The sequence below is a fragment of the Streptomyces sp. NPDC017529 genome (assembly GCF_044329785.1).
Classification (GTDB): domain Bacteria; phylum Actinomycetota; class Actinomycetes; order Streptomycetales; family Streptomycetaceae; genus Streptomyces.
In genome coordinates this window covers 160,199-177,370 of the sequence record NZ_JBIRJY010000010.1, presented here as the reverse complement: position 1 = coordinate 177,370, position 17,172 = coordinate 160,199, and the positions used below count along the sequence as shown (strand labels likewise).

The window sequence follows — 17,172 nt, the reverse complement described above, 5'->3', positions numbered from 1 at the left end:
TCGATGCGGTGGGTGCGTCTCGTCAGAGTGGCCTGGAGGGGCCCGTCCGGCCGGCCGGACGGGCGACCGCTCCTAGGAGGTCAGCCAGCGGCGGACGCAGTTGATCAGGTCGTCGGCGTCCACCGGCTTGGTGACGTAGTCGCTGGCCCCCGCGGCGAGGCTCTTCTCGCGGTCCCCCGGCATGGCCTTGGCCGTGACGGCGATGATGGGGAGGTGGGCGTGGGCCGGCATGCGCCGGATCTCCGCGGTCGCGGCGTACCCGTCCATCTCGGGCATCATCACGTCCATCAGGATCAGGTCGATGTCCGGATGTTCGCTGAGCGCTTCGATCCCCTTGCGTCCGTTGTCCGCGTGCCGGACGTTGAGGCCGTGCACTTCGAGAATGCCGCTGAGTGCGTACAGGTTGCGGGCGTCGTCGTCCACGACCAGGACCGTGCGGCCGCTCAGGCTGTCGTCGACGGGCCGGGGGGCCTGCTGGAAGGTCTCCTCGGGGCGCACCAGCGGCAGTACGTCGCCCGGCTGCTCGGCGGACAGGTGCAGGGCGATGCGTTCGCGCAGTTCGTCGAGGCTGGAGAGGAGTTCCAGCGGCTGGGTACGGGCGCGCGCCCGCAGGACGCGTTCCTGCTGCGCGTCCAGGCGCCGGCCGTTGTGGGCGAGGACGGCCACGGTGCGTACGGCCGCGTCGCCGTCCATCGCTTCCAGGAAACGCAGGGCTTCGTAGTCGGCCATGTCCAGGTCGAGGACCACGCAGTGGAACGGCTCGGCGGCCAGCGCGCCGGCCGCTTCCTGAGCGCCGACCGCGGAGATGACTTCGATGCCGTCCGGCCGGTCGCCCAGGTCCTGGCCGCCGGTCAGCTCGGCGACCGCGCTCTCGGCCACGTGGGAGAGCAGCCCGCGGGGCCGCTCCTCGATCACCAGCAGCCGGCGGGGCGGCGCGGGTACGGCGACGGGGGTGCGCGGCCGGCTCTCGTGCCCCTCCCCCGCCTCGCCTGCCGAGGCCTCGTCGGCCGCTGCGCCGCCGGTCTGCTTCTGCTCCTGGAAGTCGGCGCGCGCGACGGGCAGGTAGAGGGTGAAGGTGCTGCCCTGCCCCGGCGTGCTCTCGGCGGTCACGGCGCCGCCCAGGAGGTGAGCGATCTCGCGGCTGATGGACAGCCCCAGGCCGGTCCCTCCGTACCTGCGGCTGGTGGTGCCGTCCGCCTGCTGGAACGCCCCGAAGATCACCGCAAGCTGCTGCTCGGCGATGCCGATGCCGGTGTCCTTGACACGGAAGGCGACGACGGGGCCGCCGCGGCGGACGGTGCCGGGCAGTTCGCTGTCGGCGGCGGGCTCGATCCGCAGCTCGACGCTGCCCTGTTCGGTGAACTTGACCGCGTTGGACAGGAGGTTGCGCAGGACCTGCCGCAGCCGCGCGTCGTCGGTCAGCAGGTCCACCGGCACCCCTGGCGCGGCCACGATGGCGAATTCGAGACTCTTCTGCGTGGTCAGCGGTCGGAACGTCGCCTCGACGTAGTCCAGGAGCTGCCGCAGCGCCACCCGTTCCGGGTTGATGTCCATCTTGCCCGCCTCGACCTTCGACAGGTCGAGGATGTCGTTGATGAGCTGGAGGAGATCCGAGCCGGCCGAGTGGATGATGCCCGCGTACTCGACCTGCTTGGGCGTGAGGTTGCGGGTGGGGTTCTGTGCCAGCAACTGTGCCAGGATGAGCAGGCTGTTGAGCGGGGTGCGCAGCTCGTGGCTCATGTTGGCCAGGAACTCCGACTTGTACTTCGAGGCCAGCGCCAGCTGCTGCGCCCGGTCCTCCAGCTCCTGGCGCGCCTGCTCGATCTCCAGGTTCTTGGTTTCGATGTCGCGGTTCTGGGAGGCGAGCAGCTCGGCCTTCTCCTCAAGTTCCGCGTTGGACCGCTGGAGTTCTTCCTGCTGCCGTGTCAGCTCCCCCGAGCGGGCCTGCAGCTCCCCGGCCAGGCGCTGCGACTCGTCCAGCAGCTCGTCGGTACGCGCGTTGGCGACGATGGTGTTGACGTTGACGCCCACCATCTCCATGAGCTGTTCGAGGAAGGCCCGGTGCACGGGGGTGAAGGAGGTGAAGGACGCCAGCTCGATGACGCCGAGGACCTGGTCCTCGACGATGATCGGCAGCACGATCAGGCTGCCGGGCGCCGTGCGGCCCAGGCCGCAGGAGATGCTGACGTACTCGCCCGGGACCCCCTCGGCGACGATGGTGCGGCGGCTGCGCGCGGCCTGGCCGACCAGGGACTCGCCCAGCCTGAAGCGGTCGTGCCCGGTGCTCCCGGAGGGGCGGCCGTACGCGCCGACGAGCGTCAGGACGGTGCCGTGCTCGGTCTCCTCGGCCAGGTAGAAGGCACCGTACTGGGCCGAGACGAGCGGCGTCAGCTCGTCCATGACCAGCTCGGCGACGACCGCGAGGTCGCGGTGGCCCTGCATCAGCCCGGAGACGCGCGCCAGGTTGCTCTTGAGCCAGTCCTGCTCCTGGTTGGCCCGCGTGGTCTCCCGCAGGGACCGCACCATGGAGTTGATGTTGTCCTTCAGCTCCGCGACCTCGCCGGAGGCGTCCACCGTGATGGACCGGGTCAGGTCCCCCTCGGCGACCGCGCTGGTCACCTCGGCGATGGCCCGCACCTGCCGGGTGAGGTTGCCGGCCAGCTCGTTGACGTTCTCGGTCAGCCGCTTCCAGGTGCCCGACACGCCCTCGACCTCGGCCTGCCCGCCGAGCCGCCCCTCGCTGCCGACCTCGCGGGCCACGCGGGTGACCTCGGAGGCGAAGGAGGAGAGCTGGTCGACCATCGTGTTGATGGTCGTCTTGAGCTCCAGGATCTCGCCCCGCGCGTCGACGTCGATCTTCTTCGACAGGTCACCGTTGGCGACCGCGGTGGTGACCTGGGCGATGTTGCGTACCTGGCCGGTGAGGTTGTTGGCCATCGAGTTGACGTTGTCGGTCAGGTCCTTCCAGGTACCGGCCACATTCGGTACGCGGGCCTGGCCGCCGAGCATCCCTTCGGTGCCGACCTCGCGCGCCACCCGCGTGACCTCGTCCGCGAAGGCCGACAGCGTGTCGACCATCGTGTTGATCACCCCGGCGAGCGCGGCCACCTCGCCCTTCGCCTCGACCATGATTTTCTGCGACAGGTCGCCCTTGGCGACCGCGGCGGCCACCTGGGCGATGGAGCGCACCTGGCCGGTCAGGTTGGAGGCCATCACGTTGACGTTGTCGGTCAGGTTCTTCCACGTGCCCGACACGCCCCGCACGGTGGCCTGGCCACCGAGGTTGCCCTCGGTGCCGACCTCGCGGGCGACGCGCGTGACCTCGTCGGCGAAGGCGGACAGCTGGTCGACCATCGTGTTGATGGTCGTCTTGAGCTCCAGGATCTCGCCCCGGGCATCCACGGTGATCTTCTTCGAGAGGTCGCCCTGGGCCACCGAGGTGGCGACCGCCGCGATCGAGCGCACCTGCGAAGTGAGGTTTCCGGCCATGAAGTTGACCGAGTCGGTCAGGTCCCGCCAGGTGCCGCCCACCCCGGGCACCTGTGCCTGGCCACCGAGCCGCCCTTCCGTACCGACCTCACGGGCAACGCGGGTCACCTCGTCGGCGAAGGCGGACAGCTGGCCGACCATCGTGTTGATGGTCGTCTTGAGCTCCAGGATCTCGCCCCGGGCAGCCACGGTGATCTTCTGCGACAGGTCGCCCTTGGCGACCGCGGTGGCCACCTGCGCGATGTCGCGCACCTGGTTGGTGAGGTTGCCGGCCATGGCGTTCACCGAGTCGGTCAGGTCCGCCCAGGTGCCGGAGACGCCCGGGACCCGGGCCTGTCCGCCGAGCCTGCCTTCGCTGCCCACCTCGCGCGCCACCCGGGTCACTTCCGAGGTGAACAGGGACAGTTGGTCGACCATTCCGTTGAAGACGGCGGCGATCTCACCGAGCAGCCCGTCGGCGTCGTCCGGCAGGCGCGTTCCGAAGTTCCCGTCGCGTACGGCCGTGAGCCCCGCGAGCAGCTGCCGCAGCTCAGACTCCCCGATCTTTCCTTCGGTACGCGCCGGCCTCGTCCGCGACGCCGGACGTGTCTGCTCGCCCGCCGTCTCAGCAGTCATGACCCAACCTCGTTCCACTTACCGGTCCCCTGCGCCAGGCACGATGGTGCTGTGCTTCCTGCCCGCAAAGGCGCGCGCACCCGTGCCCCACACCGACCCCTCGTGACCTTGCCGCACGGCAAGTAGGTAAAAGATTACCCCGAGGCATCACAACGGAAGGCCTGACTACCCGACTTGTGCGCCTCTAGGGTGGAGACGCCGGTACCCCCAGCAGCGGCAGCCACACCTTGTCCACGATCTCGACGATCGACTCGTCCGACACCGCGCGCATCGTCAGGAGCATGTCGTGGCGCAGCAGGTCGAACGGCAGGTCCACCACGCGGGACAGGCGGGGCGCACCGGGCAGTTCGCCGCGCTCGACCGCGCGGGCGACGATGATCTCGAAGGCGGTCGCCCGGTCCGGCGGGACGAGGGCTTCGCGTAGTGCGCCGAAGCCGGTGCCGGTGTCGCGGAAGTAGTCCACCAGCTGCACGCTCATCATCGCGATCATCTGTGTGCGGCCGGCGTGGACGTTGCGCAGGAAGCCGATCGCGTCGTCGCGGAGGCTGCCGGTGTCGGGCACCTCGATCGGCTGCCAGGACTTGGCGAGGGTGGCCAGCAGCAGGTCCTCGCGCCGCGGCCAGCGCCGGTAGAGCACGGGCCGGCTGGTACCGGCGCGGGCGGCGACCGCCTCGTAGGTGAAGCCGGGGTATCCGTGCTCGACCAGTACGTCCCATGCGGCGTCGAGGATCGCGTGCTCAAGCTCGGTGCCACGCCGCCGGGTTGCGCCACCGCCGCGGCGGTCCGCGGTCCGCGTCGCGCCCTTTCCGGCGGTCCGCTCACGCTTGGGATTCATTTGCGTATCTTATCGCGGCGGCTTACGGTGTCCGCCATTAGATACAGCTACGTATCTAACGGCGCATCCTCCTGCCCCGGCCGTCGGGCGGCCGCGGAGCCGCCCGTCCAGTCGCTTCCACTGCCGGCCTGCGTCTCGTGTACCGAACAACCGCATAGGAGTAGTCAGTGATGTTCGATGTCGTCATCGTCGGCGGTGGCCCCACCGGCCTCTTCCTCGCCTGCGAGCTCCGGCTCGCGGGGGTCAGCGCCCTGGTGCTGGAACGGCGGGCGGAGCCGGACCCGGCGGACAAGGCACACGGCCTCACCGGGCAGGTCGTACGGCTGCTGGACCACCGCGGCCTCTTCGAACGCTGCGGAGGCAACGGAGCACCGGAGCCCGCGCCCGGGTTCTTCTACGCCGGGCTGCCGCTGCCGCTGCACGTGCTCGGCAAGGAGAACCCGATGTATCTCCTGCCGGTCAACCAGCGCGACCTGGAACGTACGCTCGGCGAGCGGGCGGCCGAACTCGGCGTTGAGATACGGCGAGGCTGGGACGTGCTCTCCTTCAGCCAGACCGGTGACCGGGTCGACGTCGTGGCACGCGGTTCGGACGGAACCGGGACGACGTTCACGGCCCGGTACCTCGTCGGCTGCGACGGCGGCAACAGCCTGGTCCGCAAGCAGTCGGGAATCGGCTTCCCCGGCACCACCGACGACATGGTCGACCGGTCGGCCCTGATCGGGCCGAGCGACCACTTCCGTTTCCTGCCGGGCGGACGGGTCCACATCGACGGCCTCGGCGAGATACCGGCGATGTTCCACCGCACCGACAAGGGCGTCTTCAACCTGCTCCCCCACGACCCGCAGCGGCCGCTCGTCAACACGGCCGAACGGGAAGAGCACCCGGCAGGCGATTCCCCGGGGCCGGGCGCGCCGATGACGCTGGCCGAGATGGAGGACAGCATCGAGCGGGTCATCGGGGTGCGCCTGCCCCTGGCTCCGCCGCCCGAGGGCGCGCCCACACTGCTCCGCCGCCTGTGCCACCGGAACTCCCGGCAGGCCGACCGCTACCGCGACGGCCGGGTCTTCATCGCCGGCGACGCCGCGCACGTGAGCCACGGCCCGACCCTGAACGCGGCGTTGCAGGACGCGGCCAACCTGGCCTGGAAGCTCGCCGCGGCAGTGCAGGGATGGGCGTCGGAAGACCTCCTGGAGAGCTACGAGACCGAGCGTCGCGCGTCCGGCGAGCGCGTGCTCATGCACACCCGGGCAGCGTCCGCTCTGCTGGCGCCCGGAGCCGATGTCACCGCCCTGCGCGGGCTCTTCGCGGAACTCCTGGGCCGTGCCGAGAACGTGCGCGTGGTCGCCGCCACGATGGCAGGCGCCGATGTCCGCTACGACATGGGAGACGAGCACCCCGCGGCGCCCACCGGTTGGTTCGTGCCACCTCTCGACCTGACCACCGGCGACGGGCGGACACGGCGCCTCGCCGAGCTGCTGCGCGATGCCCGCCCTCTGCTGGTCGACCTCACCGGCGGGAGCGACCTGGCCGCCACAGCGGAGCCCTGGAACGACCGGGTACGCCGTGTCGTCGCAACCGCCGCGCAGGCCCCGGCCCCCGCGCTGCTCATCCGGCCCGACGGCTACGTCGCCTGGGCAGGCGCGGACCCCGACGGCCTCAAGGCAGCCCTCACCCGCTGGTTCAGCCCGAGCTGAAAACCTTCATCGCCGCTGTCGCAAACCCCTGTTGAGGCGGTGGGTCGGGGTACATAGCGTGACCGCGTGAGCAGACGAGGAATGGGCGCGGCGTTGCTGGGTGTCGGTGTTCTGGTGCTGGCGGCGTGTGGTGGCGGTGAGGCGGGGACGCCGCGCCCTTCCTCGGAGTCGGCGCGGCCGTCGTACCCCTGCGGGGCTTCGGGCCCGGCCGGGTCGCCGTCCGTACGGCCGGGGACGGTGCGCGGGGACGGGGCCGCACTGGTCCACCGGGAGCGCGGAAAGGGCAGCGCGCAGAACCCGGCGTTCGCGCCCGACGGGAAGTCCGTGCTGTTCACGGCCTTCCACGGCGGATACAACGAGGGGGCAGCGGCGCTGCGCGTACTGCCGCTGGAGAGCCGGCGCAGCCGGGGCGGATGCGAGGCGCGTGACCTGCTGGACGAGGAGGACCGGGCGGCGGTGAACCTGCCCGGTTCGAGCTGGCGGCCGTCGGCGGGGGTGACGTTCGCCTCCGACCGCTCGGGAAAGGACGAGATCTGGGCGCTGAGGCCGGGCGGGCGGCCCGAGAGGGTGACTGATCACCGCGGGGACTCGGGATATCTGGAACCGAGTTTCTCGCCGGACGGGGAGTGGATCGTCTTCCAGGAGAGCGTGCAGCGGGCGGATCCGGACGGGACCGCGGCGCTCGCGGACCGGGCGGCGTCCGGGTCCCTGTGGAAGGTCAGGCGGGACGGTACCGGGCAGACGCGGCTGGTGGACGGCCCCGCGAGCCGTACGGACAACCGCGAACCCAACTGGTCGCCGCGCGGCGACCGGCTGGTCTTCCAGCGGCGGGAACTGGGCAGTGACGCCTGGGCGTTGTACGTGATGAACGCCGATGGGAGCGGCGTGCGCAGACTGACCACCCTGGAGGGTGAGCACACGGACGCGAGCTGGTCGCCGGACGGCCGGTCGGTGGTCTTCTCCTCGACCACGGGCGGGCTCGACCTGCCGAAGATCTTCGTCATGCCGGTGGCGGGTGGTGGCGGGCCGGTGCAGGTGACGCGGGAGCGCGGTACGTACGACGGGGCGCCCAGCTGGTCGCCCGACGGCCGGTGGATCGCCTTCGAGTCACACCCCGGGAGCGAGGACCGGCCCACGTCGCTGTGGCGGGTCCCCGCTCCGGAGAAGCCGTGACGGCCGTCAGCCGACCCGGTCAGTTGACGGTGACGTTGAGCAGCGAGTACTGCGCCACCGTCAGTTCCACGCTCGCCTTGTCGCCGTCCGTCTTCCAGGCCACCGGCCTGGGCCCGGGGTCGGAGTGGTCCGGCGAGCTGACCGTGGCCGCCCGTACGTGCCGGCCGGCCGGGACGGTGAGGCCGACGGTGCAGGTGGTGGGCTTGGGCGCGAAGGACGCTGGGGTGTCGCCGAAGGCCGTGAAGTTGACCAGTTGCACGATGGCGGCGTCGCCGAGGTAGCTCAGCTCCAGGTGGACGCGCGGGTCGCCGGTCAGTGTGACGGCGGGCGGGGCGGCCGCGCGGACCGGCCCGAGGAGCGTGTCGGCGGTGGGCTGATGGGTGCGCGAGAGGTATTTCAGGCCGAGCAGGTCCTTGAAGAACCAGCAGGTGCCCTGGCCGAAGGCGGTGCGCTTGGTCGCGGGCACCGGGTCCGCCTTGCGGAAGCCGAGGACATCGGCGAGGGCGTACTCGCTACGGGCGTCTCCCCGCTCGTCGAGGCCGGTGGGCGCGGGCCCCGTGATCACGACGGTGCCGCCGCCCGCCACGTACGAGCGCAGGACGTCCGCCTCGGCGGTGGCCACCGCCTGCAGGTTGGGCAGGTACAGGACGCGGTATCCGGCCAGGTCGTCGGCGCCGACGCCGGGGCTGGGCACGGTGTTGAAGGGGATGTGCGCGAGCACCAGGGACTTGACGGTGCCGCGGAACTCGCCCAGCCACTTCTGCTGGGTGCAGCTCTCCTCCGGTGTGTCGAAGCTCCACCAGTCCTTGACGCCGGCGGGCGGCTTGGTGTTGACGTACATGCCGCTGCCCTCGACCGGGCTGACGAAGTCGCGCGACGCGGAGGAGTGGTAGACACCGACCGTGGCGCCGGAGGCGGCGGCGAACAGCTCCTCCTGGTGGGCCGCGACGAAGCCGTACATCCGGGTCCGCATCGCGGTGTCCGTGCTGTCGGTCTTGAACGGGCTCTTGACCTCGTACGGGTTGCAGCCCGCCGCCAGCGTCTCCGCCATGACCAGCGACGCGTCGTCGGCCTTCCAGCCGTAGGAGAAGGCCCAGGCGGGTTTGGTGCCGCTGGCCGCGCGGGCGTACTTGTACATCGAGATCAGGCAGGTCCAGTCGGATGCCGTGGCGTGGCGCATCCCGTCGTAGTTGCCGAGGACGTCCACCTCCCAGACATGGCTGACGCCGTCCGCGCGGCGCAGGTACGCGCCGTCCAGGCCCACGGTGGTGGCGTACTTGTAGTCCATGGTCACGGTTTCCACGAAGGTGACCAGGTCCGGGTTGACCGAGCGGCCGGCGGCGGCGATGTCGAGCTGGAACCTGTTGAGGTTGTGGTGGCGCCACTCGACGTAGCGGCGGAAGGCGGGCTGGGAGAAGTCGGCGGTGGCGGGCAGTGCCAGGCCGGTGTCGGCCTTGAAGGCGGTCGCCGCCCAGGTGGAGGCGTCGCACCAGCTCAGCGCGCCGTCGAAGTAGATCGGCACGTCCGGCCAGATCGCGTCCACACCCGTACGCGCCAGGGCCTTGATACGGGTCAGGTAGTGGTCGCGCCAGGGGGAGTTGGGGCTGACCCAGCAGCTCTCGTCGCCCGGGTCGACCCAGACGACCAGGCTGCCGTAGAAGACGTTGGGTTTTCCGTCGAGGCCGCGCTGCACCCAGTTCTTGCCGTCGCCGTCCTTGTAGAAGGACTTGCCCTTCTCCCCGCCGACGCTGATGACTTCCAGCGACGGGTAGTACACGACCACCCGTATCCCGGCGGCGTGTGCCAGGTCGGAGAACCGCTTCAACTGGGCCGTGTGCGCGGTGAACTCGGCGTCCGGCAGCCAGTTGGACAAGATCGTGTCGACCTCGATGACGCTCACGTGCTGCGCCTTGAGCTTGTCGATCACCGGCTTCATGTCGCGCACCGGATCGGCGTCGTCGTCGAACGTGCCGTCGGCGATCCGGGCGTACCTGGCCCAGTCGGGGAACGCCGCACCGGGGGCCGGCGCCGGTGGGCCGGCGGCCGTGGCGGCCGGAGAAGCCGGGGAGGCCGCCCACGCCGTGCCCGGCGCGCGCCCCCACAGCCCGGGTAGCAGGCTCGTGGTCACGGCCAGCCCGCCCGCCCCCAGCCCGCTCTGTAACAGGGACCTGCGGCTCAGTCTGCGTCTTTCGTCCATCCGCCTCACACCCTCACATCGGGTACCGGCTCCGGTACGCCGTCCCGGGAACGTTCTCGATTCAACTCCCGTCTCGTGCGGTCATGCCCCCGGCAAGAGGAGAACGGCTGGAAGTAACCGTAGGCGGGAACTACACCTGCACGTGCACCGCACCTACGTGCCGGCCTTCGATCCGCTCGCGCAGAGCGCGCGGTGTCTGGTCGAGGCCGGTCAGCCGCTGTCGCCCGCGTCGACGACCTCGCCGATGCTGGGCCCGGCACGCAGGCGCCCACGTCGAACGGCTGCATGGGCAGGTCGCCACGGCCGCGTATCAGGTCGCTCAGGATCGCCGCGACGGCCAGTGTCGTGGTGCGGACCAGCGCCTGGCCGGGCCCCGGCGTGGGCACCGGGACGGCGGAAGCGGCGGCGCGCCCGGGTCGTGAGGCAGGGACTCAACCGCCGCCCCTGGTTCGCGGTGGTCGTCGAAGAACGTCGCGAGCCCTTCCAAAACGCCGTCGGTTTTGCCCTGCCGGCCCGCCGGCGGCGTCGGAAGGAGAGCCGGCCACGCCGACTGGTGAGGTGTTATGTCAACAGGGGACGGGTGCATCGGCGTATAAGGAAGCGGTGGGCCACAGAGAGAGGCATACATGTCTGACGCGTTTGTTGACGCCGCGACCAGTGCGAGGGGACGAAGGCAGCGCGAGCAGCGCCGGGTAGAGCTCGTGCCCATCAGGTCCTTGCGGCTCTCCGCTCCCGTGCAGGTTGCCGGCGAGCAGGTGCGAAACGGCCGGTCGCCGACCGAAGAGCACCCCCCTTCCGCACCCGTCGTCGTGCACCGCCCCACGATGAGAGTCGTCGACGGTCTGCACCGCCTGTGCGCTGCCCTGCTGCGGAACAAGGAAAAGGTCGAGGTCGTCTTCGTCGACGGCACCGTGGAGGGCGCCTTCGTCCGCGCCGCCCAGCTGAACGCCGGGGACCGGACCCCACTCCCGCACACCGACCGCATGGCCGAGGCCACGCGCATCATCGAGAGCCACCCGCAGTGGTCGGACCGCCGGATCGCGGAGGCCGCGGGCACCTCGCCCGCCACGGTGGCCTCGCTGCGCAGCCGGTGCGCCGTCCCCGACGTCCGGTTGGACTCCCGGATGGGGCGCGACGGCCGGGTCCGCCCCCTCAACGCGGCCGAACGGCGCAGGCACGCGGCCGGAATCATCCTGGACCGGCCCGAGGCGTCGCTGCGGGAGATCGCCGCGGTGACGGGCCTGGCCGTCGCCACGGTCCGGGACGTACGGGAGCGGCTGCGCCGCGGCACCGACCCGGTGCCGGCGAAGCTGCGCGGCGCCGAACGGCGGGACGCGTCCGGTGACGAGGGTCAGGAGTGTGACGGCACCGAGGCGCGGGCGCACGACGACGATCCGCGTTCTCTCGGCCGGTTGCCGGCGTCGCGTACCGCGGCGCCTTCCGTGGTGCCGAATCTGTGCAGGGACCCCTCGCTCCGGTTCACCGAAGCGGGGCGGGCGATACTGCAGTTGCTGAGCGCCCAGTCGCTGGACGCCGGAAGGCGGCGCCGGCTGGCCGACGCCGTGCCCGCGCACCGGGTGTCCGATGTGGCCAGGGCCGCTCGCCGGTGCGCCGAGCAGTGGCTGGAGTTCGCCAGGGAAATCGAGATGCGCACCGCCGAGCACCGGCCGCAGGCCGGATGAGCCGAGCGCGCCCCCGCCGGCCGGTACGGCGGCGGGGGCGCGTGGACGGGCAGGAGTGCCGTCCGGTCACGGCAGGCTTTCCTCGACCCGCGGCGGCCGCTTCGCCGCGGCCCTCCGTGCCGGGGTGCTGTCGTGGCCTTCGGGGATGTGGCGCATCCGGGCGACGGCCCAGGCGGCGGCCGCGCCGAGCACGACCAGGAACAACCAGGGCAGCCAGCGCATGCCGTACCGGTCCCCCAGGTCGGAGAGGTACCCGATGAGGAAGTTGCCGCCGGCGGCAGACAGGCCGGCGGCCATGGAGAACATGCCGATGTACGTGCCGGTCAGGCCGGGCGGCGCGTAGGAGACCGCGACCTCCTGGGAGAGGGAGATGGCGATCGTGTGGCCGACGGCCAGGACGACCGTGGCGGCGAGCACCGGCAGCGCCGACAGGAGCAGGCCGGGCACGGACGCCGACGAGATGCTCTCTCCGGGCGGCCGTCCCCCTTGCAGGGCTCCGGAGAACGCCGTGGGTACGAAGGCCAGCCCGCAGAGCGCCACCCCGAGAGCGACGGCCCGGCCCCGCCCCAGCCTCCTGGGGACCCTCGTCGCCAGGGGCACGCTGCCAACCATGCCGATCACCGCCATCACGACGAAGACGAGACTGACCGAGCCCGCGCTGCCGGTCACCCGGGTGATTTCCATCGGCAGCAGCAGATACAGCTGGTTGTAGGCGACGAAGAGCACGGACACGGCCGCGACGAACACCAGGAACGGCCGGTCGCTCATCAGATACCGCCAGTCGCCGAACACCGACTGGCCGCTCTTCGCCCGCGGCTGTGGTGGCAGCAGGAACGCCTGGGCGGCGGTCAGGACGGCGAAGACCACGGCGGACACCGCGGCGACCAGGCGGAAGTCCCACAACAGGAGCACGCTGCCCAGCAGAGGGCCGAACAGCGCTCCCGTATTGCCCGCCATGTTGAACAGGGCGTAGGCCGCCAGCTTGTTCTCGCCGGCCGCCCGCGTGAGGTACGTACGCGTCGCGGGGGTGAAGACGGCGCCCGAGATGCCGGTCACGACGGCCGCGGCCATGATGCCGGGGAGCGAGTCGTACACCGCGAACATCACGAAGGCGACCGACCGCAGGGCGCAGCCGGTGAGGATCAGCCACCGGCAGCCCAGCCGGTCCGCCGCGGTACCGCCGAAGAGGGTCATGCCCTGCTGGCTGAGCGTACGCACGCCGAGCACCAGCCCGACCAGGGCGGCGGACAGGCCCAGGTCCCCGCTGAGGTGGGCGGACAGGTTCGGCAGGATCAGGTAGAACCCGAGCATCACACCGAACTGGTTCACCATCAGCAGGCGCACCACGGGAGACGACTCCCGCCAGGTGGCTACCGTGCCCATGCGTCTCCTCGCCCCTTCATGACGGCGCGCGCCGCATCGACGAAAACGTCGTTCTCCGCCGGGGTGCCCATGCAGACCCGGAGCCGTCCGGGCACTCCGCTGTCCCGGACGAGCACTCCATGGCCGAGGAAGGCGCTCCATGCCCGGTGGCTGTCCTCGAAACGGCCGAACTGGACGAAGTTGGCGTCGGACTCGGTGACGTCGTAGCCGATACCGCGTAACCCGCCCACCACGCGCTCGCGTTCGCCCGTGATCCGGTCGACGTGGGCCAGTAGCACGTCGGAGTGCTCCAGAAGGGTGCGGGCGACGGTTTGGGTGAGGGAGGAGAGGTGACGAAGAGTACGTCGGGCCGGTGTGCGGCGATGGCGGCCCGCGCAGCCGGTACGTCGATGGCGAAACCGGCGTCGCGGGAACCGGCGGTCCAGCGGGTGCCGGTGCCGCGTGCGGCCAACGCGTGCACGTAGTACGAAGGTTCGAAGCCGAGCGCCGTGCGGCCGGGCCCGCCGAAAGCCTGTAGCAGTTGCTGGATGATCTCGTTGGAACCGTTGGCGGCCCAGACACGGGCCCCGTCCACGGCACGGCCGGTGGTGCGGACGAGGTAGCGCGCGAGTGCGTCGCGCAACTCGACCGCGTCCCGGTCCGGGTAGCGGTTGAGGCCGCGGGCCGTCTCCCCCACCCGTTCGGCGATCCGCCCGGCCAGCCAGTCCGGCAGGGGGTACGGGCTTTCGTTGACGTTGAGCCGTACGGGAGCGTGGGTGCGCGGGGCGCCGTACGGGGTCTTGCCGCGCAGTTCGTCGCGGACGGGGAGTTCGTCGCGGACGGAGGTCTCGTCGGTGGGGGTCATTCCGGCGGCGCCGCCTTTTCCAGGAAGTCGAGGACGAGGGGGCTCGCCGTGGCGCGGAACTCCTCGAAGTAGGCGTGCCGGGCGCCGGGCAGCAGGTGCAGGCGGGCGTCCGGGATCCGGTCGGCGAGCAGAGACGCGTTGGCGGTGGGGTTGAGGAGGTCCTCGGTGCCGTGCAGCACCAGGGTGCGGGCGCGGATGCCGGGCAGTTCCTCCCACGCGTCGTGATCCCGGCTGGCGGCCAGGTGGCCGCGCCGGGCGTGGGCGGGCATGGCGGGGTCCCCCATCGTCTGGTGGGGGCCGGGGTGGGCGGCGAGCCAGGCGGGCGTGTACATCAGCTCGGCCAGGGCGCGCCGCGCGGCGGCCGGGTCGGCGACGGCCAGCGACCGGCGTACGGCGTCGCTTCGCTCGACGCCGAACCGGCCGCCGGGGGACGTGCAGCCCAGGACCAGGGAACGGACCCGCCGCGGATGGTGGGCGGCCAGTTTCTGCGCCACCCGTCCGCCCATGGACGTGCCGTAGACGTCCGCGCGGTCGATCTCCAGCGCGTCGAGCGCCGCGACCACGTCCATGGCGAACTGCCGTGTGCTGTACGGCACATGGGGCGCGTCGCTGTCTCCGGTGCCGCGGTAGTCGAGGGTCAGGGTGGCGCGGGCGGCGTGGAAGTCCTCCCGTACCCCGTCCCACCAGTGGTGGCTGTTGGCCTGGCCGGCGAGCAGGACCAGCACGGGTCCGGCGCCGCGGAGTTGGCAGGCGATACGGACCCCGTCCGAGGTCGTGACGAGCGGCACAGCGGGCTTCCTTACCGGGTGGTCACGCGGAGGCCGTCTCGGCTTCCGGCTCGGCGGGCGTCTCGTGAGCGAAGTAGCCGGTCGGCGCCTTGCGGCCGCTTTGCAGGTGGGAGCCCTCCTGGATCTCGTAGAGCGAGTTGAACTCGGCTGCCGCGACCGGCAGCGGCCAGACACCGCCCTCGGTACGCGCGGCCTTCGCCGGCTTGCCCCGCAGCAGCTTCGCGTTGGGCTCGTTGTGCGCGGCGTGCGGTCCGTAGTAGATCGGGAAGGCGTCGGCGGCGCGGTAGGCGGGGATGAAGACCCGCCGGTACATGTCGGAGAGGTTCTTCTCCGACGAGTGCGCCACGAGCGGGTGCAGGAAGACCACCGAACCGGCAGGCCCCTCGCAGTCGACGACCGTGGACTCGTCCACGCCCACGTCCTTGAGCGAGGAGATCTTGCCGGCGAAGTACCCGTCCTTCTCGTGGCTGAGCAGCCCCTGGCGGTGGGAGCCGGCGGCGACGCGCAGGCAGGCGTTCTCACGGGTCGCGTCGTCGAGGTAGATGAGCGAGGCCAGCAGGTCCTGGTTGGTGTGCGGGTAGTACGCGAAGTCCTGGTGCCATTCGACGACGCTGCCGACCTGCGGCGGCTTGACGTTGAGCTTCGAGTACTGCAGGACGACGTCGTCGCCGATGAGCTGCGCGACGGCGTCGATCAGCCGGGGGTGCTCCGCGATGTCCGCGAAGACCTCGTTCCGGGCCGTCGGCGCCCAGATACGGCGCGCCTTGGTGGCGTCCTCGGGCTCCGTCTCGGCCACGTCCGAAAGGCTGGGATCGGCGAGCAGGGCGTCGACGACGGCCCGCGCCTTGTCGATGACGCCGTTCTCGAAAATACCTGCAACGACACAGAAACCATTCTCGCGGAAGGATTTCACTTGAGTACTGGAGAGGACGTTTCCCATTGCGCTGTCCCTACCTTCCTGGCAACTCGGCGGAACGACCGAACGGCCGCACGTGAATCATCACTCGGTGAACCTCGGACCAGATCCTGACAGCCCCGGCGCACGGGCCGCAAGGGATCACGAACCGGAGCGGGAGGCACCTTCGCCCGGCGCCTGCCTCTCGTTCTGCCGGTGCTTCTGCCGCCGTCGGAGCCGGAGTTGGCGCTAATCTTGAGTGCCGTAGCCTCCCGGCGCAGCCACGTCACGAAGAGCCATGGAGCCAACGAGCCGCGGCCACCGGGCGTCCCCCGCTTCTGCACCGGGCACGGCATCCCTTTTCGCATTGCTCGCCGCGATCCCCGCGATTCCCGATTGCTGAGGTGTGAGATGAAAATCCTGCCGCAGGAGACCGCCAGTAGCGCAGACATGGGTGCGGTCGAGATTCTCGACTGCACGCTCAGGGACGGCAGCTATTCCGTGGATTTCCAGTTCACGGAGGAGACCATCACCAGCGTTCTCGCCGGCCTTGAGAAATCGGGCATACGCCTCGTCGAGCTGGGGCACGGGCTGGGGCTCAACGCGGCCGAGGCGCTGTCCAAACCGACCCTGGTCTCCGATGAGCGGTGCTTCGCCCTCGCGGCCGGCACGCTCACCACCGCGGACTGGGGAATGTTCTGCATTCCCGGGATCGCCGCACCGGACCACCTCAGGCGGGCCGCGGCGGCGGGCATGCGGTTCGTCCGCGTCGGTGTGGACATCACCGATGTCGCTCCCGCCGAGGACTTCGTGGGACTGGCGAAGGAACTCGGCCTCACGGTGTTCGCCAACCTCATGAAGACCAACCTGCTCGACGCGCCCGGCGTCGTCGGTGCGGTCCAGCAGTGCGTGAAGTACGGCGCCGACGGGGTCTACCTGGTCGACTCGGTGGGCGGCTACCTGCCGCCCGAGACCGGTGAGCTGTTCCGCCAGGTGGCCCAGTGGACCGACGTACCCCTCGGCTTCCACGGCCACGACAACCTCGGGCTGGCCAATGCCAACGCCCTCGCCGCCGCGTACGGCGGGGCGGCGTACATCGACACGACGCTGGACGGCATCGGCCGGGGCGCGGGCAACGCCGTCACCGAGTCCTTCGCCACGATCCTGCGCAGTCTGGGCGCCGGGCAGCGGTACGACTACCGGGGCCTGGGCCGGCTGAGCGAGGCCGCGGTACGTCCGCTCCCGCGCCTGCACGACGACCGGACGTACCAGCTCGTGGGCGGCCTCAGCCAGACGCACTCCAGCTTCTTCCCGCTGATCACGCGGTGTGCCGAGGCGCAGGAGGTCGACATCTTCGAGCTGATGGTGGCGGTCGCCGACGTCGAGCGGGCCCGGCCGACCGAGGAACTGGTCATGCAGACCGCCGCGGGCCTCGGACGCGGCTGACGGCCCTCCGCCGCATCGGGCGGGGGGCCGGGGGGGGCCCCCCCCCCGGCCCGCGTCCGGGGGCGGCCGCCCCCCCCAACCCGCGCGCGGCCCCGCCCCGCACGGCGCCCCCCCCCGCCGGCCCGGGG

Annotated in this window: 10 protein-coding genes and 1 pseudogene; 4 read left to right on the top strand and 7 right to left on the bottom strand. The window is 71.2% G+C overall.

The annotated features are described in order from the left end of the window. Positions 1-72: 72 nt before the first annotated feature. Together ACH4K4_RS25070 and ACH4K4_RS25065 are read right to left on the bottom strand one after the other, a co-directional pair. Positions 73-4,104 (bottom strand): HAMP domain-containing protein, encoded by a 4,032-nt coding sequence (locus tag ACH4K4_RS25070; protein WP_398170207.1) that lies wholly within the window; start codon positions 4,102-4,104, stop codon positions 73-75. Between the two features lie 184 nt (positions 4,105-4,288). After that, a complete protein-coding gene (locus ACH4K4_RS25065) occupies positions 4,289-4,939 on the bottom strand; it encodes a TetR/AcrR family transcriptional regulator (RefSeq protein ID WP_398170206.1) in 651 nt (216 codons plus the stop codon). A 170-nt stretch (positions 4,940-5,109) separates the two neighbouring features. Here ACH4K4_RS25065 and ACH4K4_RS25060 point away from each other — a divergent pair, with 170 nt between their 5' ends. Beyond that, the gene (locus ACH4K4_RS25060) at positions 5,110-6,636 is read left to right on the top strand and encodes an FAD-dependent monooxygenase (protein WP_398170204.1); all 1,527 of its coding nucleotides are present in this window, start codon (positions 5,110-5,112) and stop codon (positions 6,634-6,636) included. A gap of 66 nt (positions 6,637-6,702) precedes the next feature. Then, positions 6,703-7,809: a hypothetical protein gene (locus ACH4K4_RS25055; RefSeq protein ID WP_398170203.1), complete on the top strand. Its 1,107-nt coding sequence runs from the start codon at positions 6,703-6,705 to the stop codon at positions 7,807-7,809. A gap of 19 nt (positions 7,810-7,828) precedes the next feature. Here ACH4K4_RS25055 and ACH4K4_RS25050 read toward each other — a convergent pair whose 3' ends face one another. Beyond that, positions 7,829-10,006, bottom strand: coding sequence for a hypothetical protein (locus ACH4K4_RS25050; RefSeq protein WP_398170201.1), 2,178 nt, complete (start codon positions 10,004-10,006; stop codon positions 7,829-7,831). An 824-nt stretch (positions 10,007-10,830) separates the two neighbouring features. Here ACH4K4_RS25050 and ACH4K4_RS25045 point away from each other — a divergent pair. Then, the gene (locus ACH4K4_RS25045) at positions 10,831-11,688 is read left to right on the top strand and encodes a hypothetical protein (protein ID WP_398170200.1); all 858 of its coding nucleotides are present in this window, start codon (positions 10,831-10,833) and stop codon (positions 11,686-11,688) included. A gap of 66 nt (positions 11,689-11,754) precedes the next feature. Here ACH4K4_RS25045 and ACH4K4_RS25040 read toward each other — a convergent pair whose 3' ends face one another. The 4 genes and pseudogenes from ACH4K4_RS25040 to ACH4K4_RS25025 form a co-directional block, all read right to left on the bottom strand. Further along, complete coding sequence (locus ACH4K4_RS25040; RefSeq protein WP_398170199.1) at positions 11,755-13,071, bottom strand: MFS transporter; 1,317 nt, start codon at positions 13,069-13,071, stop codon at positions 11,755-11,757. Next, positions 13,059-13,915 (bottom strand): annotated as a pseudogene (locus ACH4K4_RS25035) (aminotransferase class I/II-fold pyridoxal phosphate-dependent enzyme). The gene ACH4K4_RS25040 and the pseudogene ACH4K4_RS25035 overlap by 13 nt, the downstream one beginning before the upstream one ends. After that, positions 13,912-14,703 carry an alpha/beta fold hydrolase gene (locus ACH4K4_RS25030; RefSeq protein ID WP_398170197.1) on the bottom strand — a complete coding sequence of 264 codons (792 nt, stop codon included), beginning with the start codon at positions 14,701-14,703 and terminating at the stop codon, positions 13,912-13,914. Before ACH4K4_RS25030 ends, ACH4K4_RS25035 begins: the two are co-directional and overlap by 4 nt. 22 nt (positions 14,704-14,725) lie before the next feature. Continuing rightward, a complete protein-coding gene (locus ACH4K4_RS25025) occupies positions 14,726-15,616 on the bottom strand; it encodes a phytanoyl-CoA dioxygenase family protein (protein WP_398170195.1) in 891 nt (296 codons plus the stop codon). Between the two features lie 393 nt (positions 15,617-16,009). Between ACH4K4_RS25025 and ACH4K4_RS25020 the strand changes: the two genes are divergently transcribed. Beyond that, the gene (locus ACH4K4_RS25020; protein ID WP_398170194.1) at positions 16,010-17,044 is read left to right on the top strand and encodes a hypothetical protein; all 1,035 of its coding nucleotides are present in this window, start codon (positions 16,010-16,012) and stop codon (positions 17,042-17,044) included. Positions 17,045-17,172 lie beyond the last annotated feature (128 nt).

Bases quoted from the DNA above. Each gene is read 5' to 3' on its own strand.
- ACH4K4_RS25070 (WP_398170207.1), bottom strand. From the start codon at position 4,104: ATGACTGCTGAGACGGCGGGCGAGCAGACACGTCCGGCGTCGCGGACG.
- ACH4K4_RS25020 (WP_398170194.1), top strand. From the start codon at position 16,010: ATGAAAATCCTGCCGCAGGAGACCGCCAGTAGCGCAGACATGGGTGCG.
- ACH4K4_RS25050 (WP_398170201.1), bottom strand. From the start codon at position 10,006: ATGGACGAAAGACGCAGACTGAGCCGCAGGTCCCTGTTACAGAGCGGG.
- ACH4K4_RS25040 (WP_398170199.1), bottom strand. From the start codon at position 13,071: ATGGGCACGGTAGCCACCTGGCGGGAGTCGTCTCCCGTGGTGCGCCTG.
- ACH4K4_RS25065 (WP_398170206.1), bottom strand. From the start codon at position 4,939: ATGAATCCCAAGCGTGAGCGGACCGCCGGAAAGGGCGCGACGCGGACC.
- ACH4K4_RS25060 (WP_398170204.1), top strand. From the start codon at position 5,110: ATGTTCGATGTCGTCATCGTCGGCGGTGGCCCCACCGGCCTCTTCCTC.
- ACH4K4_RS25045 (WP_398170200.1), top strand. From the start codon at position 10,831: ATGAGAGTCGTCGACGGTCTGCACCGCCTGTGCGCTGCCCTGCTGCGG.